Below are 24,121 nucleotides of genomic sequence, written 5' to 3'. Positions count from 1 at the left end.
TGTGTCTACCTCACCCGATCGGGGCGGCGGCCCTGCCGTTCAAGATGTGTGTAATGGACAGCGTCTCTAGCAGGGGTGAAACGAATCACGATTGAAGGACTCACTGCATTACGGATCAAGATCCTCAAGCTGTTTGGCACCCGCGTCTGTCAGCTTTATCAGGTCGATTTTTGTTAAAAACCAAAAACTTAGCTATATCAAAAAAGCTTAGCAAGGGGTTGCTCAATGTCAGTAAAAAGACTCTCGTTTGTCACAAGGCTGTCAAGCGGACTTAAAACGGCTGCAATTTGGTTGACTTATCGTCATCCGAATTCGCCCAAAGCCGTTTATTCCGGAGGCCGCCTTGAAGGTACAGCCGCAATTTCACCCGTCTATTGTTCAATCGCAACCGAAAGGATTGCCGCAGGTTGGCTTCGCCGAATCAGTAGAGGAGGTTCAAGCGGCGCAGCGCTTGCGCTACGACGTTTTCGCCCGGGAAATGGGCGCACGGTTGCATAACCAAATCCCTGGGCTGGACCACGATCATCTCGATCCGTATTGTCGCCATGTGCTGGTCTGGGATCCACTGACCACGCAACTGATCGGCTGTACCCGTATTCTGACCGGGGACAGCGCTCGCCGCGCCGGTGGTTTTTACGCGCAGGGTGAATTCGACATCAGTTCGGTGCTGGCGCTGCCCGGCCGGTTCGCCGAGATTGGCCGCACCTGTGTGCATCGCGATTATCGTAATGGCACGACCATTACCGCTCTATGGTCAGGAATCGCCCGCTTTGTGGCCGAGCAGCGGATTGACTCTCTCATCGGCTGCGCCAGCATCCCGCTGGGAGAAAACGGCGCGATGGCTCAGGCCATTTTTTCGGAGCTGGCGCAACGTTGTCTGACTCCCGATAACTTGCGGGTAAAGCCGCTGATTCCATTGCCGCGCCGCGATATTCTGGCGCGTGACGATTATCCCATGCCGCCCTTGTTGAAAGCCTATCTGCGCGTCGGGGCAAAAATCTGTGGCGAGCCGTTCCTGGACGAAGATTTTCAGGTCGCTGATGTGTTCATTCTGCTCGCTACCCGACAACTGACCCGGCGCTATGCCCGCCATTTCCTGGAGCGAGCCGCTTGATCATCCGTAATAGCAATGTATGGCTACCGACGGTTCGCCGACTGCGGCGTGCGCCGCTGGTGGCGTTGCACCTCCTGGTCGGGGTGGGCGTTGCAGCACTGTTACGACCCCGACGGGATGGAACGGTGTCCTGCCGACCGTTGGCGGTGTGGAGCCGGGTACTGTGCTGGATCATGGGGGTGCGGATCGTGATCAGCGGCCAGCCGCAACCCGGCGCAGCGCTATTCGTCGCCAACCACTTATCCTGGCTGGATATTTTCTGCATTGCTTCCGCTTGTCCAACCCACTTTCTGGCGAAGCGCGAGGTGGCTGATTGGCCACTGTTTGGCTGGCTGGCGCGGCGGGCGGGAACGGCGTTTATTCGCCGTGGCGGTGACAATGGCGCGGGTGAGGCTGCTGAGCATCTGACTTGGCGGTTGCGTAACCGGGGTCGGGTGCTGGTGTTTCCGGAGGGTACTTCGACCAACGGCGGGACGGTGCGCCGGTTCTATCCACGCTTGTTCCAGGCCGCTCTTCACGCCCGCTGCCCGGTGCAAGCCATCGCCCTGCGCTATCCGCATCCCGACGGTATCCATCCCAAAGCGCCCTTTATCGGGGACGCCACACTATTACCGCATTTGTGGCAACTGCTGGGTGAGTTGCAGATCGTGGCTGAACTGTGGTTTTGCGAGCCGCTGCCGACCGTAGGTCGAACTCGGGATGATCTGGCTCGCCAAGCCCATGCTCAGGTTTGCGCGGCGCTGAATTTATCCACCTCCGAGCGGGTGCCGGCACCGATGATCACCTCGCCGGTGATTACTTCAGTGAGTTGCGGTTGAGCGGGTAAACATCGAAGCGGGTATTGGGCGCGATAATTTGAAACCCGGGCGGCGGTCCCGCCAGCATCGGGGCCTGCCGTGGCCGTTTGACCACCACTCGTCGCTGAGCGCAGCGCAGCGCAGCGGCCAATAGTTCCGGGGCATCGTCATCATCTCCGACCCACTGCCGCAGCAGCCGCATTTCCTTTTTGACCAGCGCCGTTTTTTGCCGGTGCGGGTACATCGGATCGAGATACACTACTTCGGGCTGCTGGTTTTCCGCCAGTCCCCGCAGATAATTCCGCCCATCCGCCGTGATCAAGTGCAGCCGTTCCGTTATCAGTGGACCGATGTCGGGGTCGCGGGCGGCGCGCTGCAAGCCATCGCGCAGCAATGCGGCAATGATTGGCGCGCGTTCGATCAACCGTACCGTGCAGCCGAGACTTGCCAGCACAAAGGCATCGCGTCCCAATCCGGCAGTGGCGTCTACCACGGTCGGCATTGCCCCGCCTTTCAGTCCCACCGCCCGTGCCAGCGGCTGATGACGCCCACCGCCAAAGCGGCGCCGATGAGCGACCACGCCCCCAGTGAAGTCAACGTACACCGGTCCGGGTGTATTCGCTCCCAGCTCCCGCAATTCCAGCCGCTCCACGGTCTGAACCAGTAAGTGAGTAAAACAAGCTGCGGTCGCGACGGCCGGATCGATGACCCAGGGCAGCCCCAGTTCCACGGCCAAAGCAGCCGTAGCGGTCGGATTGGCGGGTGGATCAGCGCTCACCGCAACAGCAAGCATCGGGGTAGGGTGTAACGTAATCAACGCCAATAACGAAAACGCCCTGTGCTGGCAGGGCGACAATCCGGCGCTGAGGAAGAGTTCATGCGGCTTTGGGTAATGCCTCTTCCAGCGTGGCTTGGGTCAAGTGATCCATCTCGGTTTTGAAACGTGCCGTCATATCGGACATGATCCGGGCATCGTTCATCAGCTTGCGCTGCACGGTCTGGGCAATTTCTGCCTGCCGCTTGCAGAAATCTTGCAAGCTTGCAAGGTCAGTGATTTCGGCGGCAGCTCTGAGTTGATTGATGCCAATGTCCAGGTAGAATTTGAGCGCGTTCATCTGGAAGATCAGGATGCTTTCCATATTCCCGATGAACAGCCTGTTCGCCTTGATCAGAGGTTCGGGCAGGGTTTGCGGGGTTTCCAGCGCCTTACTGAACAGGTTGATGATCATGGTGAATTCCTCGGCGGGTATGAAAGGGTTTGTTGCAGTGCAATATAATGAAAATTATGTTGCGACGCAACATCGCACCCAGGGTTTCTTCAGGATGGATACCCAGTGACATCGGTGGTTGAGGGTCTGAGTCATTCGCCATGCGAAATGAACAAACTGAGCTACGATTGTCAGGGACAAACACGCAATTTTTAGTCAATGCGGTGAAGTGAAGCTTGGAGTACCCAGTTGATGCCCGGATTGAATGCGCGATGGCGCGGTGAAAATTCCATTCTCCATCACGATATTGGCCCACGGGAGCGTACCCCACGACTGGCTCTGGTAGCGGATATCCACGATCAGGATGTGAATGGGATGTTCGTGCTGTCGCGGCTGGCGGCGTTTTTGCGCGAGGTTGCCGCAGGTGAACGACAGGGTTTGCGCCTGCGCGAACGGGTGTTGATTGTTCCTACGGTTGGCACTACTGCGGATGGGCAAGGAATCAACGCCAGACGGATCGGATGGGCGCGGTGGGCCATCACTGAGGCGGTGGTGGCGCTGACCCGGATTGCCTACTATCGGGTGGAAATTCATCCCGCCAGTCTGGATGTCGAGGAGATGCCGCAACTCCGGTTGTACGCACCCAATGACGATGAACGAGCCAGCGCCTGTTTATTTGGGCTGCCAGCGGTGATCGAACGACCGTTGGAGCCGGGGGACACCCCCGGTTTAATGCGGATTTGGCGGTTGCACAGCGGTGAGAATTTCGCGATTCATGCGGGGCAGGCCGGCGGTTTACAAACTGCGCATTGCGAAACCCTGTTCCGCGCCTTGGTGGCCTTTCTGGATCGAACGGGCATCGTTAGCGGATTGCGTCTAGCCGATGACGCGGAAGACTTGCGTTACTTCGGGTTGCGACAGACCTTCGTGGTGCTGGCGGAACAGTCGGGCATTTTTTCCTCGCGTCAGGAAGTCGGACACTGGGTACAAGCGGGTGAGGATTTGGGCCGGGTTTATGATGGCTTCACCGGCGGTGAGCGGGCGCGGGTCGTGGCACCGGTGGCGGGACTTCTGGCTAGTCTGCGTCGGCAACCGCTGTTGCAAACGGATGATCTGGTCGCCCGGATTCTGATGCCGGAGAGCGCGATCCAGCGCGGTCCGGTGAGATGGATGGGAGAACCGTTTGAACAACGATTCGGTCAACGATCCTGAATGTGCGCTGCGGCATCTGCTGGATCAGGTGGTTGCCGAAATCCGCGAAACCGGTAATCGCACCGGTTGCTATACCCTCAGCGAGCGGGTGCTGGGAGCGCTAACAGCAGTTCCCCGACATTGCTTCGTGCTGGCGGATCAGCAGGCATGGGCCTATGCGGATCAGCCGTTGCCCATCGGGCGCGGCCAGACCATTTCTCAGCCGTTCATCGTGGCGCTGATGACCGAGTTATTGGACATTGAGCCGGACGCGGTGGTACTGGAAATTGGCACCGGGTCAGGTTATCAGACAGCAGTGCTGGCCCGGTTGGCGCGGCAGGTGTATTCCATCGAGCGGATTCCTGAACTGGCTACCGCCGCCGCCCATCGCCTGAGCCAATTCGGTTTCACCCATGTGGAGATTCGCGCCGATGATGGCGCTCGGGGCTGGGAGGAACACGCGCCCTTCGATAGGATCATGGTGACGGCGGCAGCGGATGAGGTGCCCGCCGCTTTGATGCGGCAACTGAAGCCCGGCGGGCGACTGATTATTCCCGTCGGCGCGCCGTATCAGACTCAGGATCTTCGCTTGTTGCACAAGGACGAAAAGGGCGTGGTGCAGAGTTGCAGCGTGTTGCCAGTAGTGTTTGTGCCGCTCATCCGCGACCGGGATTGAAATCAGCCGGTCGGCAGGGAAATTCCGGTGAGCTTCTTGAACAGCGCTACTGCATAGGAATCGGTCATGCCGGAGACAAAATCGGTGATTGCCAGCACCCGGCGGTAGAGATCAGCGACGGGGTAGCGTCCCGGTCCTGCAAACTGCTCCGGGATCAAATGAATCAGCATCCGACTTTTGGGCGACGCAGACGAACCATTGGCAGCGATGTCATTGATCGTGGTTATAAACGCTTCCAGTAATCCGCCCAGCACCTCGAAACCGGCCGCTTCCACTTCCACCACCGGCCGGGACACGTAGACCTGAGATTCGCCGCAATCCTTGAGGGCGCGCATTGCCCCGGCGGCGGGGATCGCATCCAGCAGTTCCTCGTTTAATCCGCCCGCCAGAATCGTATCCTCATTCTCCATGAAGCACTGATGCGCCTGCTCAATAATGGCGCCAATCGCTTTGGCTCGCAGGTATTCGATGCGCTCCTTGGGTCGGGTGACGTGGGCCAGCTTGCGCTGGGCGCGGTCGGCTTCGCCGGTGAGCGGCAACAGCAGATCACGGACTTCTTCGTAGCGTAACTGCTGGAGTCGAAAGGCGTCTTCCACGTCGATGATCCGGTAACAGATGTCATCGGCGGCTTCGACCAGCCAGGCCAGCGGATGCCGGCTCCAGGCCCCCGGCGCTACCGACTCCAGTTCCAGTTGCCCGGCAACTTCTGCGAACAAATCCTGATCATCCTGATAGAAACCGAATTTTTTGAAGGCGATGCCAGGCAGTGGATCAGTCGGTAGTGACGCGGCGCACGGGTATTTGGTGAAAGTGCCCAGCGTGGCGCAGGTGAGTTGCATCCCGCCGGGATTATCAGGGCTTTGCAGCCGGGTGATGATGCGAAACCCTTGGGCGTTGCCCTCGAAGCGCAGGAAATCCTGCCGTTGTACCTCGGTCAGTTGCCCCAACACCACGCGCCCGGTCGCAGAAGCGGTGAACCAGAACCGGATGGCGTCTTCGCCGGCGTGGCCGAACGGTGGATTGCCGATGTCGTGCGCCAGACAGGCGGCGGCAACCACTGCGCCAAAATCCTGCGGATAGACGCCTTTCAGGTCGTGGCGCTTGATCACGCTGTCGCCAACCATCGTCCCCAGCGAGCGGCCGACGCTGGACACTTCCAGGCTGTGGGTCAGGCGGGTGCGGACGTAATCGCTCTGCGAGAGCGGAAAGACCTGAGTTTTGTCCTGCAAGCGCCGGAATGCCGAGGAAAACACGATGCGGTCAAAATCACGCTGAAAATCGGTACGTGCTTCGCTGTCGGGATGTTGGCGGGACAGACCCAGGCGGATGCGGGAGAGTAGGCGGTTCCAGTCCATGCGGTGCAGTCGGTGAGGGTGGAATATCTTGAAGCATAGCGGGTTAGCGTGCGCCACGCCGTTGTTGCCGCCAGGATCGGGATTTCAGAGAGTAAATAGCTTAAGCCGCTGTTCCACCAGATGAATGGTTTCAAAGTCATGATTGTCATGCAGCAGAACCACATCCTGCTCAATCGCCAGACGGGCAATCAGGCAATCGTTAGAGCTGTGCGGCGTTACGCCGGACCACCGGCAGCGACAGTAGATTTGGGCTGCGGCGATAGACGTTGCGGTTGCGTCGCCAGGTTTAAGCATGGGGAGATCAGCGAAATAACGCTGCAACGTGGCGAAATGAGCGTCGGATCGAGCGCCTTGCAAGATTTCTTGCAGGATGATCGGCGTGAGCGCGACGGTAGTTTCCGAATTCAGAAGCCGCTTGAGCGCATTGACCGCCGGTCGGTCACTGTTGCGTAGCAGGCCAATCCAGACTGAAGTGTCAACGAGGATCATCACCAGCGCGAACTGCTTTGTAGTCGTAAGCGGGGTCGATCAGTTCTTGATCGGCCAGTTCGAGAATCTGCCGTTGCTTCTGGTGGGCCACAAACCGCCGCAGGGCGAGATCGACTGCTTCCCGCTTGGTTTTGACGTTGGCCAGTCGTATGGCTTCGTTGATGAGAGCGTCGTCAAGCACGATGTTGGTGCGCATATACACCTCCTGATGTGTACATAGTAGGTGCATCAATCGGCTTGGGCAAGGGTCACGCGCAGCAGTCAGGTCATCTCACTGGGATAGATCAGGCTTGACCAGCGGAATAAAATGGCGAAAGTCTCTATGACTGCATTTGGTCACGCTGGAACTTTTTACATACCTTTTCCGGGTTCGGTTTTTCACGCAGAATTCCAGGCCATCATGAATCCGCAGATTGAAACCAATCCCTCTTCTCGAATTCACTACCACAATGAATGGGTGCTGACAGTTAATCTCTACTCACTCACCTTCAGTCCTGAAATGGAAGCCTCGGTCCCTGAGCCTGGATCCTACGCCTTGGTTGGTTTGGGGTTGATCATCATTGCTGGACGACGCTGGCAGGTCGGTAAGGTAGGTCGGCAAAACCCAACCCATCTGAATCGGGATGGTATAACCAAGCAGGTTGCGGATTAACGCCCCGACCTGCCCTAAGCTCTTTTCCGGGCTTGGCGTGATGTGCCGCCGCCGTACCGCTTGATATTTATGCACTGAACTTCAAAAAAACCTGACGATGCTAATGGCGTCAGGTTTTTTTACGCCTACCGCCTGGCCAGTTCAGGACTCATCTCGATTCCTGGAACACGCCTTCCAGCGTTTCAGCATCCAACAACTGCTCCGCCCACAATTCCAGTTGCGCCGTCGTTGCCTCCTGCAACCGTGTTTCTACCCAGTCCGGCAATTCGCCGAAGCGCTTCCGCAATTGCCGATGCAGCAATGGGATACCAATCAGTTGTAAGCCCAATTGCAAACCCAGTTCTTGCCCGCGTTTCATGCTGATTCGCTCGGTGCTGCTGATGTAACGCATCTTCTCGCTCCCCTCCAGTCGTGTTGAGATGGGAATCACTCTTCACGCGCTATCTCCTCCAACGCTTCCTGCACCTCCATCCACTCACCCTCGATGTCCGCCAGTTCCTTATCTACCTGCGCCTTACGCAGCAGCAATTCCTTGAGCCGATTCTTGTTAGCGTCCTCGTACAGCGCCGGTTCCGCCAGTTCACTCTGCAACCGGGTCTGTTCGCTATGCAGCTTTTCCATTCGCTGCTCCAGCCTCCTGATCTGCTGCTCCAGCGGTTTGCGTTTCACTGCGAGTTGCTGGCGGCGTTCCGCACCCTGTCGTTTCTGCTCGCGGCGATCATTGGCGCTACCGTTGCCGTTGTTATTGCCAGCGACACGCTGCGCGGCGTCGCGGTTGAGATTTCGTTGCCGTTCGTTCAGCCAGTCGCGGTAATCATCCAAATCGCCGTTGAACGGTTGCGCCCGGCCCTCCGCCACCAGCAGGAATTCATCGGTGGTGGTGCGCAATAAATGCCGGTCGTGCGAAACCACGATCATCGCGCCCTGATAATCCTGCAACGCCAACGTCAGCGCGAGTCGCATGTCGAGGTCGAGATGGTTGGTCGGTTCGTCCAGCAGCAGCAGATTGGGCTTCTGCCACACCAGCAAGGCCAGCGCCAGCCGCGCCTTTTCACCGCCGGAGAATGGCGCAACCGGTTCCAGCGCCCGGTCGCCGTTAAAGCCGAAGCCGCCGATAAAGTTGCGTAATGCCTGCTCGCTGGCGCGTTCATCCAGTTGTTGCAAATGCCGCACGGCGCTCCAATCGGGTCGCAGTTGCTCCAACTGATGCTGGGCAAAATAGCCGATGGCTAAACCTTGCCCGGTCTCAATCTGCCCGGCCAGTGGTGGTAGCATCCCGGCCAGCAGCTTGATCAGGGTGGATTTGCCCGCGCCATTCGGGCCGAGCAGGCCCAGCCGGGTACCGGGATTGATCACCAGATTCACCCCTTCCAGGATCAGCCGTTCGCCATAACCCGCCGCGACTTTTTCGACCGCCAGCAGCGGGTTGGGCAAGCGCCCCGGTGCGGCGAAGCTGAACTCGAACGGTGAATCCACATGGGCAGCGGCGATCCGCTCCATCCGTTCCAGCGCCTTGATCCGGCTTTGCGCCTGGCGGGCTTTGGTGGCTTTGGCGCGGAACCGGGTAATAAAGCTTTCCAGATGCGCCACTTCGCGTTGCTGCTTTTCATAAGCCGCCTGTTGCAAGGCCAGCCGGGCGGCGCGCTGTTCCTCAAACGCCGAGTAATTGCCGGGATAGAGGGTGATACGCTGCTGATCGAGATGAGCGATGTGGTCAGCGACGTTATCCAGCACATCGCGGTCGTGAGAAATCAGCAACAGCGTCCCCGGATAGGCGCGCAACCACTGTTCCAGCCACAGCACCGCGTCAAGGTCGAGGTGATTGGTCGGTTCGTCGAGCAGCAGCAGATCGGAGCGGCACATCAGCGCCCGCGCCAGGTTTAGCCGCACCCGCCAGCCACCGGAAAATTCCGCCACCGGCTGTTCCAATTGCGCGGTGGCGAAGCCCAAGCCATTCATCAGTTTGCCAGCGCGGGCGCGGGCGCTGTAACCGCCGATGGCGTCAAAGCGGGCGTGGAGTTCCGCCTGGCGGGTGCCGTCGTGGGCGATTTCGGCTGCGTGCAAGTCGCGCTCGATCTGGCGCAGTTCAGCGTCGCCGTCCAGTACAAATTCCAGCGCGGGTGTCGGTAGCGCCGGAGTTTCCTGGGCGACATGAGCGATCACCCAGCGCGGCGGCAGTTCCAGATCGCCGGTGTCGGCGTGCAGTTCATTGAGCAGCAGGGCGAACAGGCTGGATTTGCCACTGCCGTTGGCACCGATCACTCCGACCTTCCAGCCGGGATAAACGGTCAGCGATACGTTTTCAAACAGTGGCTTAACACCACGTTGAAGGGAGAGTTGACGTAGATTGATCAAGGGCCACAGGGTCCGTTAAGAAAAATGACCAATACGATACCATTGCAGGATGAAACGCCAACATTAACGCGCCACTGAAATGATCCGACCGGAGCGGCATCTATGACCGACAACGAATTGCTGCGCTACAGCCGACACATTCTGCTGCCGGGATTCGACATTGACAGTCAGGAACGGCTGCGCCAGTCCCGCGTTTTGATCATCGGCTTGGGTGGGTTGGGATCGGCGGTCGCGATGTATCTAGCCGCTGCCGGGGTAGGGCGATTGACCCTGGTGGATTTTGACCGCGTGGACCTCTCCAATCTGCAACGGCAGATTGTCCACCGCACGATAGATATTGGCCGACCCAAGGTGGAATCGGCCCGCGATACCCTGCTGGCGCTCAATCCGCTGATCGAGGTGGTTGCGGTCCCGAAAATGCTGGACGATGCGAAATTACGGGAGCAGGTTCAGCAGGCGGATGTGGTAGTGGACGCTTGCGATAATTTGCTGACTCGGCTGGCGATCAATGCCGCCTGTGTCGGCGCTGGTGTGGCGCTGGTGACGGGGGCGGCGATTCGATGGGAGGGGCAAGTGCTGGTCTGGCGACCGGGCGGGGAGGGCGCCTGTTATCGCTGCCTGTATCACGATGCCGAGGGCAATGCCGAAACCTGCACCCAGACCGGTGTACTCGCCCCCGTGGTCGGTGTAATCGGGAGCATTCAGGCGGTGGAGGCGATCAAGGTGCTGACCGGTATTGGCGAGCCGCTCGATGGGCGCCTGCTGCTGCTGGACGCTTTGCGGATGGAATGGCGGACCATGAAGGTCCGGCGCAATCCGGCCTGTCCGGCGTGCGGAGAACATGCGCCATGACCGCCGACGACTGGATCGCCCATCTGCGCCTCACTCCGCATCCCGAAGGCGGTTATTTCCGCCGCAGCTATACCGCCGAACTGATTCTGACGCTGCCGGATCGCGACGGGCCGCGCCCAGTGGCGACTGCGATCTATTATCTGCTCAAGAGCGGCCAGCGTTCACGTCTGCACCGGCTGAAAGCCGATGAACTCTGGCACTTTTACGCCGGTTCGCCGCTGACCGTGCATATTCTTGATCACAGGGGCGAATACACGGTGCAGCGACTTGGACCTGATCCCGGCGCGAATCAGCATTTCCAATTCGCGATCCGCGCGGGATGCTGGTTCGGCGCCGCCGTGGACGATCCCGCCAGCTTCAGCCTGATCGGTTGCACCGTTGCGCCCGGTTTCGACTTTGCCGATTTCGAGTTGGCTGACCGTGCGACCCTGATCGGCCAGTATCCGCAACACGCTATGATTATTGAATCACTGACCTGAATCCCCAGGAGAAACGCTTTATGACTTTTTCTATTGTCGCTTTCGACCCCACTAATGGTGATCTTGGCGTGGCGGTGCAGTCCAAATTTCCCAATGTCGGCGTGTCTATTCCATTTGCTAAAGCGGGAGTGGGGGCGGTAGCGACGCAATCTTATTGCAACACCAGCTATGGCCCGCGTGGGTTGGCGTTGTTGGAGAATGGCGCTTCACCGCAACAGGCGGTGGAGATTCTGACCAGCGATGACGATCAGCGCGATTACCGACAGGTTGGCATCATCAACGCCCAAGGCTGCACCGCCAGTTTTACCGGCGCGCACTGTTTCGATTGGGCGGGCGATGCACGGGGCGAACATTGTGCGGTGCAGGGTAATACCTTGGCCAGTGCGCAGGTGGTCATAAGCATGGTCAGAACATTTGAGGACAGCCAAGGATCGCTGGCGGAGCGGTTGCTGACGGCATTGCAGGCCGGACAAGCCAACGGCGGCGACCGGCGCGGCCAACAGTCGGCAGCGTTATTGGTGGTGCGGGCCGGTGGCGGTTACGGCGGTTTTAACGACCGCTATGTGGATATTTCGGTCTACGATCATCCCGCGCCGATTACCGAGTTGGAGCGGCTCTACGCTATTCACCGCTTGACCTATTTTCGTAGCGATCCCCATCAACTGGTGAAAATTGATACCGTTATCGCCAATGAACTCCAGCAGATATTGCACCGTCGCGGGTTCTATAAGGGCGTGGCGACGGGAATCTGCGATGAAACCCTGCTCAGGGCACTGCGCGATTTTATGGGCTGGGAGAACTACGACGAGCGCATTCGTAGCGATGATCAGATCGATTTGGAAGTGCTGGCGGATATGCGCCAGAAACACCTGATCTGGTTGCAGGCGCACGGTCACGGGACTGAGTGAGATCTCAAAACAGTCGTCGCAGGTACAGGATCAGCAGGATCAGACTCGAAACTGCCGCCATGCCCAGTATCACCCACCAGAACGCCATTTCATCCTTTAACCCGGGCAATCCGGCGACATTCATCCCGAAGATGCCGGCGATCAGGCTGGGGGGCAGCAGCAGGGCGGTGAACAGGGAGACGATGTACAAGTTACTATTCGTCTCTTCCGCCACCCGGGCGGCGAGTTCTTCCTGCAACAGCTTGGCGCGTTCCTGAGTTTCGGTCAGGTCGTCAATCAGATCGCGAAATGCTTCCACCAAATCCTGCAACGCGATGTTGTCGCTCTCGCTAAACCAGTCTGGGGGCCGCCGACCTAATCGTTGCAACATCCGGTATTCGGGCGCGAAGTGATGGTGAAGGCGCACCACCAGCCGGCGGATAACGCCCAATTGGGCATGTTGTCCGCGCATCCGCCCGGCCAGCGCCTGATCCTCAATGTCATTGAGCGTATCGCAAGCCTGCGTGATCGTTTGATTCAGTTTTTCCACCTGCGACTCGAACAGATCGATCATGAGTTTGGCGGTGCTGTCAAAGTATCGGCCCTGCTTAATCTCAGTACGCAGTTGATCAGTAGCGCTGGAAGGCTGTTGACGGGTGCTGATTAAGCAGTCGCGATCCAGATAGAACCGCAGAGTCGCAATACGCTCCGGGTCGAAATCAAAGCCGAAGTCGTAACGGATATCGCTGATGACGGCGATTAAACCGTCGCCTGACCGTTCGAGGCATTTGTGGTCATCGGTATCCAGCAGGAACCGGCGCACTGCTTCCGGCACCCGTTCGCAACGCTGGATCCAGTCGCGAGCAGAGCCGATGCGGGCGTTGAAGTGCAGCCACACCTTCGCCGCTGACGGAGCGAGTGCTTGGTCCAAGGCACTGCCGGTTAAATCTTGGACTTGTTGATCGGGCAGCATGGCAAAACCACAGATCAATCCCTGCGTGGCTGTGTGATCCTTGACCGCTGCTTTAATCGAGTCTGCAATCAGAGTCATGGATAAAAGACTGTTGATCGTAGTCAGCTATGCTCGCATTCAGACTACAAATAATAAGTTTTCAATGGCGGAAAGCCGTTGAATTCGACCGAACTGTAGGAGGCGGTATACGCGCCGGTGGAGAGCCAGTAAATCCGGTCGCCGATTTCCAGTGACAGCGGGAGTTGATATTTGAAATGTTCATACATGATATCCATGCTATCACAGGTGGGTCCGGCCAGGATGACATCTCCGGTGGTGCCGTTTTTCTCGGTATAGACGGGGTATTTAATCGCCTCTCCCAGTGTTTCCATCAGCCCATTGAAAATGCCGACATCGGTATACACCCAGCGCTTCAAATCGGACTTGGATTTTTTGGAAATCAGGATGGTTTCACTGACCAGCACCCCGGCTTCACCCACCAGTCCACGCCCCGGCTCCAGGTAAATTTCAGGGATTGCATCGCCAAAATACGAGCCTATGTAACGGTTGATTTCTTCCGCATACACCGAAAGCGGGTTGGTTTTAGCCAGATAATCCGCTGGGAAACCCCCTCCCATGTTCATTGCTCTCAGATGGATACGTTCTCCTTTCATCCACTCAAACAGGGAATGCACGTTAGCAATCGCTGCATCCCAGGCCGAGATTTCGCGCTGCTGCGACCCCACATGAAATGAAATGCCATACGGATCCAGCCCCAAATCAGCAGCTAATGACACCAATTCCGTTAACATGCGTGGCTGACAGCCGAATTTCCGCGAGAGCGGCCAGTCGGCGTCAGAGGTTATCGAGTCCATCAAAACCCGAAAGAATATGCGTGAACCGGGAGCTTCCTTGGCGAGATTGCGGATGTCTGCTTCGCTATCGCTGGTAAAGAGCCTGACCCCTTTGTCATAGGCTTCGCGGACGTGCCGTGCTTTTTTGATGGTATTGCCGAAACTTACGCGGTCGGGCGACACCCCAAGATGAAGTACTCGGTCGAGTTCATAAATCGAAGCGATGTCGAAATAGGAACCGAGATCGCGCAATAAGCTCAATACTTCGGTGTCAGGATTCGATTTAACTGCATAATAAATTTTTGCGTGGGGAAAGTTCGTGTGAAATGATTTGAATTTTTGCTGGATTCTGTCCAGCAGTACGACTAAAAAGGGCGTCTCCCGTGTTTTAGAGAACGCGATAATTTTTTCCCATTCATCAGGAGAATAGTAATCTCGACTCATAATGCTCTCCCTACCCATCACATCACTTTGTGGATATAAAAAAGGCTATTTAGCATGGTGTAGCGGTCTAAAACAGCCTTTCCCGGATCATTAGAACAGTGGAGCAGTATTACTTTTTCTTCTTGTCCGATTTCTTGGACTTATCGGCTTTCTCAGCTTTTACCGTATCCCTGGTTTTTTTAGTTTCGGCTACCGATCGTGGTGCTAGAGCGATCATGGGGTTGGCCGCTGAAACCGTAACCGTCGCGGTTGACTCCGCTAACTCCTGCTCTAACGCTTTGACGGTACCGTCGAATGATCCCTCACTGTCCGGCTTAATTTCTTTGAACTCTGTGGGCAGGCCAATCCGATCAAGAATAGCAATGAACGGTTCTGGATCAAGTTCCTCAACATTTACCATGGTCTTCGGGTCCCAAATGCCCTGAGCGACTAACATGGCTGCTGCAACTGGAGGAACGCCAGCGGTGTAGCTAATGCCTTGCGATTCGACTTCTTCAAAGCATTGTTTGTGATCAGAAACCTGATAGATCAACATTTCCCGCTTCTTTCCGTCCTTCCATCCTTTGACGAAGTTGCCAATGCAGGTATTGCCGGTATATCCGGGAGCAAGGGTTTGCGGGTCTGGCAGCAGCGCCTTGATCACCTTGAGTGGCACCACCTGCTGGCCCGTAGTCAGGGTCACTGGCAGATGCGAAAGTAATCCAAGAGTACGGAGTACGGTGAAGACGTTAATGTAATGATCGCCGAATCCCATCCAGAAACGAATGCTATTCGCGTCAATGTTTTTCGAGAGTGAATGTAATTCATCGTGCCCATTCAGATAGATCGGGCAAGGGCCGACTACCGGGAAATCATAGATGCGCTTGACGGAATGAGTGGGATATTCTTGCCACTGGCGATCAATCCAGGTCCAGACCTTGATAAATTCGCGGAAATTGATCTCTGGATCGAAGTTGGTGGCGAAATATTTGCCATGACTACCGACATTAACATCCAGAATGTCAATCGTATCAATCTTGTCGAAATAGCGCTTCACCGCCAATGCGCAATAGGCATTGACTACCCCTGGATCAAATCCAGCACCCAGAATAGCGGTCAGTCCTTTTTCAGTACAGCGATCTTTACGCTTCCATTCGTAATTGGCATACCAGGGTGGATTTTCACAGACCTTATCCGGGTCTTCGTGGATCGCGGTATCAATATACACCGCTCCGGTTTCCAGACAGGCTTCCAGCACTGACATGTTAATGAAGGCATTACCGAGATTAATTACGATCTCGGAACGGGTCTCATGAATGAGTTTCACGGTGGCGGGGATGTCGAGAGCATCAATTTGCCGTGAATACAGGGCCTTTGTGGAATCCTTGAGATGCTGTTTGCGTTTGACGCTTTCGATGATCTCATCACATTTTGATAGCGTTCTCGATGCAATGCAAATGTCGCCCAGTATGTCATTATTCATTGCGGCTTTATGAGTCGCGACATGAGCAACGCCACCCGCGCCGATGATGAGCAGGTTTTTCTTCATATTCATTTTCCTTTATTTGGACTTACGAAAGGCTGGATTTGAAATCTTCATATCCGAATTCGCGGATGATTTCTACGGTTCCATCCAACCGGCGCACCACGATGGAAGGCATGGAAATGCCATTGAACCAGTTTTTCTTGACCATCGTATATCCCGCTGCGTCCGCAATGCGAACTTCACTGCCAATCTCCAGCCGCGCATCCAGGTCGTATTCACCAAATACGTCACCCGCCAGACAGGTTCGTCCGGCGATCATCATCCGGTGGGTTCCCGGTTCAGGAGAGATAATTTTTGGAGTAGTGTGATAAATCAAGTGATCCAGCAGGTGTGCTTCCAGCGATGCGTCAATAATAGCAATATCTATTTCATTATGGATCACGTCCAGCACCGTGGTGACCAGTTCCGCGCCATGAGTAATGCTTGCTTCACCCGGTTCAAGATAGACCTGAATGCCAAATTGTTCACTAAAGTTTTTCAGCTTTTCACAAAATTGATCCAGTGGATACCCGGCTTTGGTAAAAGCAATCCCGCCACCAAGACTGACCCACTCCATCTTTTCAAGTAAATTTCCATAATGAATCCCGATGAAGTCAATGGCTGCGGAGAGATGATCAACGTCATCATTTTCACAATTGAAATGGAACATTAAGCCGCTGAGTAGTGAGGATACCTTTGCGATCTCGCTGTTATCGGAAACTCCGAGTCTGGAGTACTTTCTTGCCGGATCTGCAAGGTCGTAATGAGAATAACTGATCCCCGGATTAATTCGTAATCCCAGCTTCAGGCCGCAGACGTTGCTATGGTATCTGGTTAATTGGGATATCGAATTGAAGATTATTTTGCCGGCAAATTCCCTGACCGCTTTAATATCACTTTCCGAAAAAGCGACACTGTAAGCATGGACTTCTTTGCCAAATTTTTCATGCCCAAGTCGGGCTTCAAACAGCGAACTGCTGGTAGTTCCATTCAGATATTGCCGCATCAGATCAAAGACGCACCAAGTTGAAAAGCATTTCAGAGCCAGCACCGATTTCGCGCCGGAAGCCTCGCGAACCTGTTGGATGATGTGTAAATTTTTTAGCAGTTTATTTTCGTCAATCAGATAATAGGGTGTAGTCAATGTTGTCATCGGTTACGGGTCTCTGGAGAACTTCGGGTTATTCAAAACAGAATTGAGGTGAATAGAGAAGCGGCGCGGGTGATTCTACTATCACCCGCGCCGCCAAGAAAAAACGAATTATTTTTCCAGCGTATCCTGCGCCGCCACGTCTCTACGGGTGTCAATGTTGCGATGCCGAATATTCTTGCCTTCGACCATATAGACAATGTGTTCAGCAATGTTTTTGCAGTGGTCGCCGATTCGTTCCAGTGCCTTAACGGCGAAGATCACATTGATGGCGTGACCGATGGTGCGTGAGTCTTCCATCATGTAGGTCATCAGCCGCCGCAATGCGGCTTGGAATTCTTCGTCTAGATCTCCATCGCGTTTGGTGACTTGTAATGCTTTCTCTGTATTCAGCCGGGCGAGGGCGTCGAGACTATTGTGCAACATTTCAATCGCCAATTTGGACATCGGCATTATATCGCGCAGCAGCCTGGCGCTGGGCGGACTGCCGACACCCTCGTAGATCTGGATCGTCATCCGGGCAATTTTCTTGGCTCCGTCGCCAATCCGCTCCAGATCAGTGGTGATATTGGACAACGACATAACCATCCGCAGGTCGCTACCGAGCGGTTGGCGTAGAGCGATTAAATTGACGCTGTCCTCATCGGACTTGACTTGCAGACCGTTGATAACATGGTCACGAGCGATCACTTCGCGTGCGGCGGTGAGGTTTTCATCATTCAGCGCCTGGATAGCGTTCTCGATCTGTTTCTCAACCAGCCCGCCCATTTCCAGCACCAGACTGCGCAGGTTGGCCAGTTGCACGTCAAATTGCTTGACCGTATGGGCATCTTGACTCATAGCCATAGTGTCGGGACTCCCGTGGTATCGAAGTGGGGGGTGGCTTAGCCGAAGCGGCCAGTGATGTAATCTTCAGTCAGCTTGTGCTTGGGATTGGTGAAAACCTGATCGGTTTCACCCACCTCGATCAAATCACCCAGATGAAAATAGGCGGTGCGCTGGGATACACGAGCGGCCTGTTGCATTGAATGAGTGACGATGACAATGGTGTAGCTTTCGCGCAGTTCGTCAATCAGTTCTTCGATTTTGGCGGTCGCAATCGGGTCAAGCGCCGAGCAGGGTTCGTCCATCAGGATCACTTCAGGATTCACCGCAATCGCCCGGGCGATGCACAACCGCTGCTGCTGACCGCCGGACAGACTGGTGCCGGGTTCTTCCATCCGCGTCGCGACCTCCTTGAGCAGGCCGGCTCGCTCCAGACTGGCGCGCACCAAGTCGTCGAGTTCCGCTTTGGTGTTAACCATGCCGTGAATGCGTGGGCCGTAGGCAACGTTTTCGTAGATGGATTTAGGGAAAGGATTCGGTTTTTGGAACACCATGCCGATCCGCGCCCGCAACTGCACTACGTCAATACTCTTGTCGTAAATATCGTCGCTGTCCAGTTTGATCTGCCCGGTAACGCGGCAGCCGGTGATGGTGTCGTTCATCCGGTTCAGGCAGCGCAGAAAGGTGGATTTGCCACACCCGGACGGGCCGATGAAAGCCACGACTTCGTTGATCCCAATGTCGAGACCGACATTTTTTAGCGCCTGCTTGGCGCCGTAATAGACATTGACCTCGCGGCAAATCATTTTGGGGTGGTCTACCGTGATCTTGCCGACGGTTTGCCGGTTGTTGTAATCGGTGACTAAAATGCCGGGCTGGCTGCTGCGGGTCTCGGCGCCAATGTTCAGCGCCCCGTTCAGGGCGGTTTGGGTTTCCAGGGTCGTCGTACTCATGACGGAAAAATCCTCATGTTAATTTTAATGTCATCCCCGGCGTAGCACCGGCAGGATGCTGGTGCTACGCCGGTTTGGAAAAGGCAGCGGGAATCAGCGCCGGTTACCAGCGCCGTTCAAAGCGCTTGCGCAACAGGATCGCCAGCCCATTCATCAGGATCATGAACGCCAGCAACACCATGATCGCGGCGGAAGTCCGTTCCACGAACGCCCGCTCCGGTAAGTCGGACCAGAGATAAACCTGCACCGGCAGCACCGTAGCCGGGTCCATCAACCCCTTGGGCACATCCACGATGAAAGCGACCATGCCGATCATCAGCAGCGGCGCTGATTCGCCCAGGGCGCGGGCCATGCCGATGATGGAGCCGGTCAACATGCCGGGCATCGCCAGCGGCAGGACATGATGCCCGACCATTTGCAACTTGGACGCGCCCATGCCCAATGCGGCCTCACGGATCGAGGGAGGCACCGAGGTCAGCGCGGCGCGACCGGCGATGATAATCACCGGCAAGGTCATCAGACTGAGTACCAGGCCGCCGACCAGCGGCGCGGAGCGGGGCAGGCCGAAAAAGTTGATGAACACCGCCAGACCGAGCAGACCAAACACTATCGAGGGCACCGCTGCCAGATTGTTGATGTTGACCTCGATAATGTCGGTCCAGCGGTTTTTAGGAGCAAATTCCTCCAGATACACTGCGGTAGCGACGCCTATCGGGAACGACAGCAGGAAGGTGACCAGCAGGGTGTAAAAGGAACCCATCAGCGCGCCACGAATCCCAGCCATTTCCGGTTCGCGGGAATCGCCGCTGCTGAACAGAATGGTGTTGAATTGCTTCTCGATCTTGCCAGCAGCTTTCAGTTTATCGACCCATCCGACCTGGTTATCCTTGATCGGGCGTTCGGTCTCGTCGAGGCTGCGATCAATGTTGCCCTTGACCAGGGTATCCACGTCGGCGCTGGCCAGCAGCCAGATCTCCTGTTCAGCGCCAATCAGGGCCGGATTCTGGAGCACCCGGCTTTGCAATTCCAGCGCCGCGTTGGAACTCACCAGCCCGTAGAGCGCCCGTAGTTCCAGCCGTCCCTCCACCTTGGGAAACATCTGTCGCATCCCGGCGCGAACCAGAGCGGCGTAATCCGCGCTCTCCAGCGTTTTCGGGTCACGGCTACCCTGGGGATCGATCACCGCAGGATCGAACTTGATCGGTAGCTGGATATAGGTCTGCCAGAACGCGGGATAGCCCTTGCTAATGATGTTGCCGAACATCAGCACCACAAACAGCAGCCCCAGGCTGACTGCAATCAGCCCGTACCAGCGGAAGCGGGTCTCGGCGGCGTGGCGGCGCTTCAGGCCGGCGTTGACAATAGTCTTGATGTCCCGATTCAGGATGGCCGGCGCACTGGCGGCGGAAGTGGGCTTATTCATATTGCTCCCGATATTTGCGCACCACATGCAGGGCGATGATGTTAAGGATCAGCGTAACTACGAACAACATCAGACCCAGGGCGAAGGCGGCCAGAGTCTTGGGGCTGTCAAATTCCTGATCGCCGGTGAGCAGGGTCACGATTTGCACCGTCACCGTAGTCACTGCCTCCAGTGGATTGGCGGTGAGGTTGGCTGACAGTCCCGCCGCCATCACCACGATCATGGTTTCGCCGATGGCGCGGGACACCGCCAGCAGGATACTGCCGACAATACCGGGCAATGCGGCGGGTAATAGCACCCGAGTGATGGTTTCCGACTTGGTGGCGCCCAGGGCGTAGGAGCCGTCGCGCATGGACTGCGGCACCGCGTTGATCACATCGTCGGACAACGAGGACACGAAAGGAATGATCATGATTCCCATCACCAGCCCAGCGGCCAGCGCGCTTTCCGAAGCCACATGCAGACCCATTGCGGTGCCGATCTCGCGGATGAACGGCGCGACGGTCAGCGCGGCGAAGAAGCCATAGACCACGGTGGGGATACCGGCCAGCACTTCCAGCGTCGGTTTGGCGAAGGCGCGGAATTTCGGGGTGGCGTACTCGGACAGGAACAGCGCCGACATCAGGCCGATGGGCACCGCGATCAGCATGGCGATACCGGAAATTAGCAGAGTGCCGGCAAACAGCGGCACTGAACCGAAGGCACCCGATGATCCAGTCTGATCGGCACGCATCGCGGTCTGGGGACTCCATTGCAGGCCGAATAGAAACTCGGTGATCGGCACTTTCTGGAAGAACAGAATGGACTCGAACGCCACTGACAGGATGATGCCGAGGGTGGTGAAGATCGCAATCGTTGAACTGGCGATTAGGAACAGGTTGACTACCTGCTCCACCCGGTTGCGGGCGCGGAAGGTCGGCGAAATGGTCCGCCAGGCATAGGCAATGCCGAGAGTGGCGAGGGTTAAAACGACCACCCACAGCGCGGCGTTGCCGATGGTGCGCAAGTTCCGGTAGTGGTCAGCCGCCGCCAGCATCGCCGGATCGGGGGTGCTGGATACGAAGTTGCCGCTGACCAGGTTTTTAAGATCGTTGACTACCAGATTCAACCGATCCGGCGCTAAATTGTGCAGTTCCGGCGGCAGGTCGGCCACGACTAAATCCACGATGATGCCCGGTTGCAACGTCACCCACAGGGCGAACACGATCAGCGCCGGCAAAATACACCACAAAGCAGTGTAGGAACCGTAGAAACTGGGCAGGGAATGCAGGTTGCGAATTTGACCGCCGGAGACGGCGAAGGCGCGTTTACGCCCTAGATAGTAGGCCCCGGTGCTGAACAGCAACAGGCTAAGAAACAGATAGAAAGGCATGGCGCGATCACCAGGGATGCGAAAACGCCCTCCGCGCCTGAGGTTTTGTAGGGTGGGCATTGCCCACCCTACCTCATAGGCGTGCGGTGGCGCTTTATGAGAGGCCCGGTTACGGGGTCATCGTCTTCAGGCTGTTGGCGTCGGCTGCGGCCTGCTTGCGCTTGGCTGCTGGCAGCGGGATCAGCCCTTTCTTGCTGAGATAGCCGTCATCGCCCACCGCCTTCTCGCTGGTGAATTCGGCGATGAATTCCTTGATGCCGGGGATCACGCCAATGTGCGCCTTCTTGACATAGATGAACAGCGGCCGCGACACCGGATATTTGCCGTCGGCGATGTTCTCGAAATTAGGTACGACGCCATTGATGGTTTCACCCTGGATCTTGTCGAGATTTTCTTCCAGGAAGCTGAAACCAAAAATACCTAGCGCGTTAGGATTAGCCGCCAGTTTCTGCACGATCAGATTGTCGTTCTCGCCGGCTTCGATGAAGACGCCATCTTCGCGGATGGTCTGGCAGACTTTTTTGAACTGCTTTTCGTCAGCTTTTTCCAGGTCTTTGACTGCGGGGAACTCTTTGCAGCCATGATCCATCACCAATTCAACGAAAGCGTCGCGAGTGCCGGAGGTCGGCGGCGGTCCCAGCACCTCGATCTTTTTAGCCGGCAGATCAGGGTTGATGTCCTGCCAGGTTTTGAACGGATTGGTGACCAGCTTGCCGGTGCCGGGTTCCGGGACTTCCTTGGCCAGGGCCAGCCAAATGTCCTTGAGAGTCAACGCCATCGGCTTGGATTTTTTCGAGGTGGCCAGCACGATGCCGTCGAAACCGATGACGATCTCGACGATATCAGTCACCCCGTTCTTGGCGCAGCTTTCAATCTCGGATTTTTTAATCTTGCGGGAAGCATTGCTCACGTCAGGATGCTGGACGCCAACGCCGCCGCAGAACAGCTTGAAGCCGCCGCCGGTACCGGTGGATTCAACCTTCGGCGTCTTGAAACTGGAATTGGATTTACCGAACTGCTCGGCCACCGCCGTCGTGAACGGGTAGACCGTGGACGAACCTACGATGCTGATATAGTCGCGAGCAGATTGGGCATAAGCCGCACCGGTCAGGGCCAGGGCCGTCGTCACAGCGAGAGTGAGTTTCTGTTTAAGCATGAAAAATCTCCAGGAGGGGGGTGATGAGGAGGGCTTGAAATTATTGGAATCCACGGTGATCCCGAGGATCAAGCAGAAACCGTAAACCTAATTTACTACCGCATATCGGCTTTTATATTACGTTTGTATGTCATTTTTATTGCGGAGCGGGATAACGAGCCACTATTTTTTCTTCCGTGTGAGGGTAACCACGACTGGCAGCACCTACCTGTCCAGTAGTGATATTGAGTCGCAGGGCGGTTCCAACGCCACCGCGTGGGTTGTAGTCGGCTCGTGTACGCTGATTGGTTGGCACAACACACTACTGGGTCAAACGGTTTGCTTATCGCCATTAAGATCCACCCCTGGATTTGGAATAGGCGGGTAACTCGTAGCTCCAGAACCACTGAGGATATAGCGCCGCTCTCGTGCCCGTTGGCGGCGGAGTGCCCGCTGACCGGCCCAAACAAACGGGGTTGGATGCGCATTCCAACCCCGGGCAACCGCTTCCAACCCTTCAATCAGTTGTGCCGGACTCTCCGGATGCTGCCCGGCTAAGGCCCGATCCCCCAGAATCCGTTGGATGGATTCCGCCCTATTCAGCCAGCTCCCACTCAAGGGTGTGTACAGTGGCATAATGCCATGAGTCATCAGCCAGCCCACGAAAACGGCGCTCTTATGACCGGCCAAATGATCCAGGATCAGCAATAACCGTAAAGGCGGTAACGTCTCCAAGAGGGTGAAGCGGGTCGAGAGACCCGCCTGCCAACGGGTCCAGGTGGCGCGATGAGCCACCGCGTCAGAACCGGGGTTGAGCAGTGGTAACGCCGCGATAATTGCCGTTAACTCTTGCTCGAACCACGGATGCAACACCGTGTTGGGGCTGTGCGTTACCCCCTTCACCCGGACTTGGCCGGTCGCTGGATGAAAGAGGGTCAATCACTTGGCCGTCCCTCCTCGGAGATACTCATGGGGGTAGCGCGCAGGTTGACCCATCGGTTGCCCGCTCACCCCCGGCTGCGGAATCGCTTGATAAGGTCCGGCTTCATCGGCACACCACCCCACCGGCCGGGCTGGGTCGTAGGGCCGGGTGTAGACTTCCAGCACGTCTTCCATGGCGCAGACGAATTCGGCATTGGCCTGCGGTGGAATCCCCCACTGTTGGCGCAGCCACGGCTTGAGTTCGTTTTTTTGAGCGTCATGCGCACGCACTCCGGGCTGATCGACTCCACCACGTCCAGCTCGACCCGTCGGTCGGCCAGTAGTCGCAAGGTCCAGCGACTGCACCCTTCAGGGGGCGCGCCGCAGGCCAGCGCGATCAGATGTGCCTCCTGGGCGCCATCCCGCTTGCGAGACTGCCGGCCCGTGGGCTTCTGGCGGAACAGCGAAAATACGCGCGTGGCTCAGCACAGACGCCGCCCGTTTCCCGGTGCGGATCAGATCATCCAGTTCGG

At 56.7% G+C, this 24,121-nt stretch carries 26 protein-coding genes; 8 read left to right on the top strand and 18 right to left on the bottom strand.

Annotated elements, in window-relative coordinates:
• Positions 1 to 343: 343 nt before the first annotated feature.
• Together BN874_RS16790 and BN874_RS16785 are read left to right on the top strand one after the other, a co-directional pair.
• The gene (locus BN874_RS16790; RefSeq protein ID WP_034435412.1) at positions 344 to 1,114 is read left to right on the top strand and encodes a GNAT family N-acetyltransferase; all 771 of its coding nucleotides are present in this window, start codon (positions 344 to 346) and stop codon (positions 1,112 to 1,114) included.
• Positions 1,111 to 1,932, top strand: coding sequence for a lysophospholipid acyltransferase family protein (locus tag BN874_RS16785; protein WP_051497962.1), 822 nt, complete (start codon positions 1,111 to 1,113; stop codon positions 1,930 to 1,932). The genes BN874_RS16790 and BN874_RS16785 overlap by 4 nt, the downstream gene beginning before the upstream one ends.
• Here BN874_RS16785 and BN874_RS16780 read toward each other — a convergent pair.
• Entirely contained in the window at positions 1,910 to 2,704 is a 795-nt protein-coding gene (locus BN874_RS16780) for a class I SAM-dependent methyltransferase (RefSeq protein ID WP_051497961.1), read from the bottom strand. The two genes, BN874_RS16785 and BN874_RS16780, sit on opposite strands and share 23 nt — an antisense overlap.
• 82 nt (positions 2,705 to 2,786) lie before the next feature.
• Positions 2,787 to 3,140: a phasin family protein gene (locus BN874_RS16775; RefSeq protein ID WP_051497960.1), complete on the bottom strand. Its 354-nt coding sequence runs from the start codon at positions 3,138 to 3,140 to the stop codon at positions 2,787 to 2,789.
• Positions 3,141 to 3,371: 231 nt separating this feature from the next.
• Between BN874_RS16775 and BN874_RS16770 the strand changes: the two genes are divergently transcribed.
• Positions 3,372 to 4,331 carry a succinylglutamate desuccinylase/aspartoacylase family protein gene (locus tag BN874_RS16770; protein ID WP_051497959.1) on the top strand — a complete coding sequence of 320 codons (960 nt, stop codon included), beginning with the start codon at positions 3,372 to 3,374 and terminating at the stop codon, positions 4,329 to 4,331.
• Positions 4,303 to 4,986: a protein-L-isoaspartate(D-aspartate) O-methyltransferase gene (locus BN874_RS16765; RefSeq protein WP_230314472.1), complete on the top strand. Its 684-nt coding sequence runs from the start codon at positions 4,303 to 4,305 to the stop codon at positions 4,984 to 4,986. The genes BN874_RS16770 and BN874_RS16765 overlap by 29 nt, the downstream gene beginning before the upstream one ends.
• Before the next feature lie 2 nt (positions 4,987 to 4,988).
• Here the strand turns inward: BN874_RS16765 and BN874_RS16760 are convergent, their stop codons facing one another.
• The 3 genes from BN874_RS16760 to BN874_RS16750 form a co-directional block, all read right to left on the bottom strand.
• Positions 4,989 to 6,341 (bottom strand): deoxyguanosinetriphosphate triphosphohydrolase, encoded by a 1,353-nt coding sequence (locus BN874_RS16760; RefSeq protein WP_034435410.1) that lies wholly within the window; start codon positions 6,339 to 6,341, stop codon positions 4,989 to 4,991.
• Between the two features lie 84 nt (positions 6,342 to 6,425).
• A complete protein-coding gene (gene vapC, locus BN874_RS16755; RefSeq protein ID WP_034435409.1) occupies positions 6,426 to 6,830 on the bottom strand; it encodes a type II toxin-antitoxin system VapC family toxin in 405 nt (134 codons plus the stop codon).
• Entirely contained in the window at positions 6,817 to 7,026 is a 210-nt protein-coding gene (locus BN874_RS16750) for a type II toxin-antitoxin system VapB family antitoxin (protein ID WP_034435408.1), read from the bottom strand. Before BN874_RS16750 ends, vapC begins: the two co-directional genes overlap by 14 nt.
• 126 nt (positions 7,027 to 7,152) lie before the next feature.
• On the opposite strand from BN874_RS16750, the gene BN874_RS16745 reads away from it, so the two are divergent.
• Positions 7,153 to 7,482, top strand: a complete 330-nt coding sequence (locus BN874_RS16745) for a PEP-CTERM sorting domain-containing protein (protein WP_034435407.1) — start codon at positions 7,153 to 7,155, stop codon at positions 7,480 to 7,482.
• Positions 7,483 to 7,630: 148 nt separating this feature from the next.
• Here BN874_RS16745 and BN874_RS16740 read toward each other — a convergent pair whose 3' ends face one another.
• Both BN874_RS16740 and BN874_RS16735 read right to left on the bottom strand, forming a co-directional pair.
• Complete coding sequence (locus tag BN874_RS16740; protein ID WP_051497958.1) at positions 7,631 to 7,873, bottom strand: DUF4351 domain-containing protein; 243 nt, start codon at positions 7,871 to 7,873, stop codon at positions 7,631 to 7,633.
• A gap of 35 nt (positions 7,874 to 7,908) precedes the next feature.
• Positions 7,909 to 9,837, bottom strand: coding sequence for an ATP-binding cassette domain-containing protein (locus BN874_RS16735; RefSeq protein WP_034435406.1), 1,929 nt, complete (start codon positions 9,835 to 9,837; stop codon positions 7,909 to 7,911).
• A 102-nt stretch (positions 9,838 to 9,939) separates the two neighbouring features.
• Between BN874_RS16735 and BN874_RS16730 the strand changes: the two genes are divergently transcribed.
• The 3 genes from BN874_RS16730 to BN874_RS16720 are packed head-to-tail and all read left to right on the top strand — an operon-like array spanning position 9,940 to position 12,076.
• The gene (locus BN874_RS16730) at positions 9,940 to 10,689 is read left to right on the top strand and encodes a HesA/MoeB/ThiF family protein (RefSeq protein ID WP_034435405.1); all 750 of its coding nucleotides are present in this window, start codon (positions 9,940 to 9,942) and stop codon (positions 10,687 to 10,689) included.
• On the top strand, positions 10,686 to 11,168 hold the full coding sequence (locus BN874_RS16725) for a cupin domain-containing protein (RefSeq protein WP_034435403.1): 483 nt from the start codon (positions 10,686 to 10,688) through the stop codon (positions 11,166 to 11,168). The genes BN874_RS16730 and BN874_RS16725 overlap by 4 nt, the downstream gene beginning before the upstream one ends.
• Positions 11,169 to 11,188: 20 nt before the next feature.
• Positions 11,189 to 12,076 carry a DUF1028 domain-containing protein gene (locus BN874_RS16720; RefSeq protein ID WP_034435402.1) on the top strand — a complete coding sequence of 296 codons (888 nt, stop codon included), beginning with the start codon at positions 11,189 to 11,191 and terminating at the stop codon, positions 12,074 to 12,076.
• A gap of 4 nt (positions 12,077 to 12,080) precedes the next feature.
• On the opposite strand, the gene BN874_RS16715 is transcribed toward BN874_RS16720, so the two are convergent.
• From BN874_RS16715 to BN874_RS25820, 11 genes are all read right to left on the bottom strand, one after another.
• Entirely contained in the window at positions 12,081 to 13,106 is a 1,026-nt protein-coding gene (locus BN874_RS16715) for a CorA family divalent cation transporter (protein WP_034435401.1), read from the bottom strand.
• A 44-nt stretch (positions 13,107 to 13,150) separates the two neighbouring features.
• Entirely contained in the window at positions 13,151 to 14,323 is a 1,173-nt protein-coding gene (locus BN874_RS16710; protein ID WP_034435398.1) for a type III PLP-dependent enzyme, read from the bottom strand.
• 91 nt (positions 14,324 to 14,414) lie between these two features.
• A complete protein-coding gene (locus tag BN874_RS16705; protein ID WP_081756472.1) occupies positions 14,415 to 15,833 on the bottom strand; it encodes a saccharopine dehydrogenase family protein in 1,419 nt (472 codons plus the stop codon).
• A 22-nt stretch (positions 15,834 to 15,855) separates the two neighbouring features.
• Positions 15,856 to 16,962 (bottom strand): carboxynorspermidine decarboxylase, encoded by a 1,107-nt coding sequence (nspC, locus tag BN874_RS16700; RefSeq protein WP_034435396.1) that lies wholly within the window; start codon positions 16,960 to 16,962, stop codon positions 15,856 to 15,858.
• A gap of 108 nt (positions 16,963 to 17,070) precedes the next feature.
• Positions 17,071 to 17,805 carry a phosphate signaling complex protein PhoU gene (gene phoU / locus BN874_RS16695; protein WP_230314471.1) on the bottom strand — a complete coding sequence of 245 codons (735 nt, stop codon included), beginning with the start codon at positions 17,803 to 17,805 and terminating at the stop codon, positions 17,071 to 17,073.
• Positions 17,806 to 17,843: 38 nt separating this feature from the next.
• Entirely contained in the window at positions 17,844 to 18,737 is an 894-nt protein-coding gene (gene pstB, locus BN874_RS16690; protein ID WP_034435395.1) for a phosphate ABC transporter ATP-binding protein PstB, read from the bottom strand.
• 103 nt (positions 18,738 to 18,840) lie between these two features.
• Positions 18,841 to 20,160: a phosphate ABC transporter permease PstA gene (gene pstA / locus BN874_RS16685; RefSeq protein WP_034435394.1), complete on the bottom strand. Its 1,320-nt coding sequence runs from the start codon at positions 20,158 to 20,160 to the stop codon at positions 18,841 to 18,843.
• Positions 20,153 to 21,532 carry a phosphate ABC transporter permease subunit PstC gene (gene pstC / locus BN874_RS16680; RefSeq protein WP_034435393.1) on the bottom strand — a complete coding sequence of 460 codons (1,380 nt, stop codon included), beginning with the start codon at positions 21,530 to 21,532 and terminating at the stop codon, positions 20,153 to 20,155. The genes pstA and pstC overlap by 8 nt, the downstream gene beginning before the upstream one ends.
• Positions 21,533 to 21,641: 109 nt before the next feature.
• Complete coding sequence (locus BN874_RS16675) at positions 21,642 to 22,688, bottom strand: PstS family phosphate ABC transporter substrate-binding protein (protein ID WP_034435392.1); 1,047 nt, start codon at positions 22,686 to 22,688, stop codon at positions 21,642 to 21,644.
• A 309-nt stretch (positions 22,689 to 22,997) separates the two neighbouring features.
• Positions 22,998 to 23,606, bottom strand: a complete 609-nt coding sequence (locus BN874_RS16670) for a hypothetical protein (RefSeq protein ID WP_034435391.1) — start codon at positions 23,604 to 23,606, stop codon at positions 22,998 to 23,000.
• Positions 23,607 to 23,954: a hypothetical protein gene (locus BN874_RS25820; RefSeq protein WP_230314470.1), complete on the bottom strand. Its 348-nt coding sequence runs from the start codon at positions 23,952 to 23,954 to the stop codon at positions 23,607 to 23,609.
• Positions 23,955 to 24,121: the final 167 nt, after the last annotated feature.

The organism is Candidatus Contendobacter odensis Run_B_J11, from assembly GCF_000531125.1.
Classification (GTDB): domain Bacteria; phylum Pseudomonadota; class Gammaproteobacteria; order Competibacterales; family Competibacteraceae; genus Contendibacter; species Contendibacter odensensis.
This window is presented reverse-complemented; position numbering and strand designations above follow the sequence as displayed.

Bases quoted from the DNA above. Each gene is read 5' to 3' on its own strand.
- BN874_RS16725 (WP_034435403.1), top strand. From the start codon at position 10,686: ATGACCGCCGACGACTGGATCGCCCATCTGCGCCTCACTCCGCATCCC.
- BN874_RS16775 (WP_051497960.1), bottom strand. From the start codon at position 3,140: ATGATCATCAACCTGTTCAGTAAGGCGCTGGAAACCCCGCAAACCCTG.
- pstA (WP_034435394.1), bottom strand. From the start codon at position 20,160: ATGAATAAGCCCACTTCCGCCGCCAGTGCGCCGGCCATCCTGAATCGG.
- BN874_RS16720 (WP_034435402.1), top strand. From the start codon at position 11,189: ATGACTTTTTCTATTGTCGCTTTCGACCCCACTAATGGTGATCTTGGC.
- phoU (WP_230314471.1), bottom strand. From the start codon at position 17,805: ATGGCTATGAGTCAAGATGCCCATACGGTCAAGCAATTTGACGTGCAA.
- BN874_RS16780 (WP_051497961.1), bottom strand. From the start codon at position 2,704: ATGCTTGCTGTTGCGGTGAGCGCTGATCCACCCGCCAATCCGACCGCT.
- vapC (WP_034435409.1), bottom strand. From the start codon at position 6,830: ATGATCCTCGTTGACACTTCAGTCTGGATTGGCCTGCTACGCAACAGT.
- BN874_RS16770 (WP_051497959.1), top strand. From the start codon at position 3,372: ATGCCCGGATTGAATGCGCGATGGCGCGGTGAAAATTCCATTCTCCAT.
- BN874_RS16750 (WP_034435408.1), bottom strand. From the start codon at position 7,026: ATGCGCACCAACATCGTGCTTGACGACGCTCTCATCAACGAAGCCATA.
- BN874_RS16705 (WP_081756472.1), bottom strand. From the start codon at position 15,833: ATGAAGAAAAACCTGCTCATCATCGGCGCGGGTGGCGTTGCTCATGTC.
- pstC (WP_034435393.1), bottom strand. From the start codon at position 21,532: ATGCCTTTCTATCTGTTTCTTAGCCTGTTGCTGTTCAGCACCGGGGCC.
- pstB (WP_034435395.1), bottom strand. From the start codon at position 18,737: ATGAGTACGACGACCCTGGAAACCCAAACCGCCCTGAACGGGGCGCTG.
- nspC (WP_034435396.1), bottom strand. From the start codon at position 16,962: ATGACAACATTGACTACACCCTATTATCTGATTGACGAAAATAAACTG.
- BN874_RS16745 (WP_034435407.1), top strand. From the start codon at position 7,153: ATGACTGCATTTGGTCACGCTGGAACTTTTTACATACCTTTTCCGGGT.
- BN874_RS16715 (WP_034435401.1), bottom strand. From the start codon at position 13,106: ATGACTCTGATTGCAGACTCGATTAAAGCAGCGGTCAAGGATCACACA.
- BN874_RS16760 (WP_034435410.1), bottom strand. From the start codon at position 6,341: ATGGACTGGAACCGCCTACTCTCCCGCATCCGCCTGGGTCTGTCCCGC.
- BN874_RS16710 (WP_034435398.1), bottom strand. From the start codon at position 14,323: ATGGGTAGGGAGAGCATTATGAGTCGAGATTACTATTCTCCTGATGAA.
- BN874_RS16675 (WP_034435392.1), bottom strand. From the start codon at position 22,688: ATGCTTAAACAGAAACTCACTCTCGCTGTGACGACGGCCCTGGCCCTG.
- BN874_RS16740 (WP_051497958.1), bottom strand. From the start codon at position 7,873: ATGCGTTACATCAGCAGCACCGAGCGAATCAGCATGAAACGCGGGCAA.
- BN874_RS16730 (WP_034435405.1), top strand. From the start codon at position 9,940: ATGACCGACAACGAATTGCTGCGCTACAGCCGACACATTCTGCTGCCG.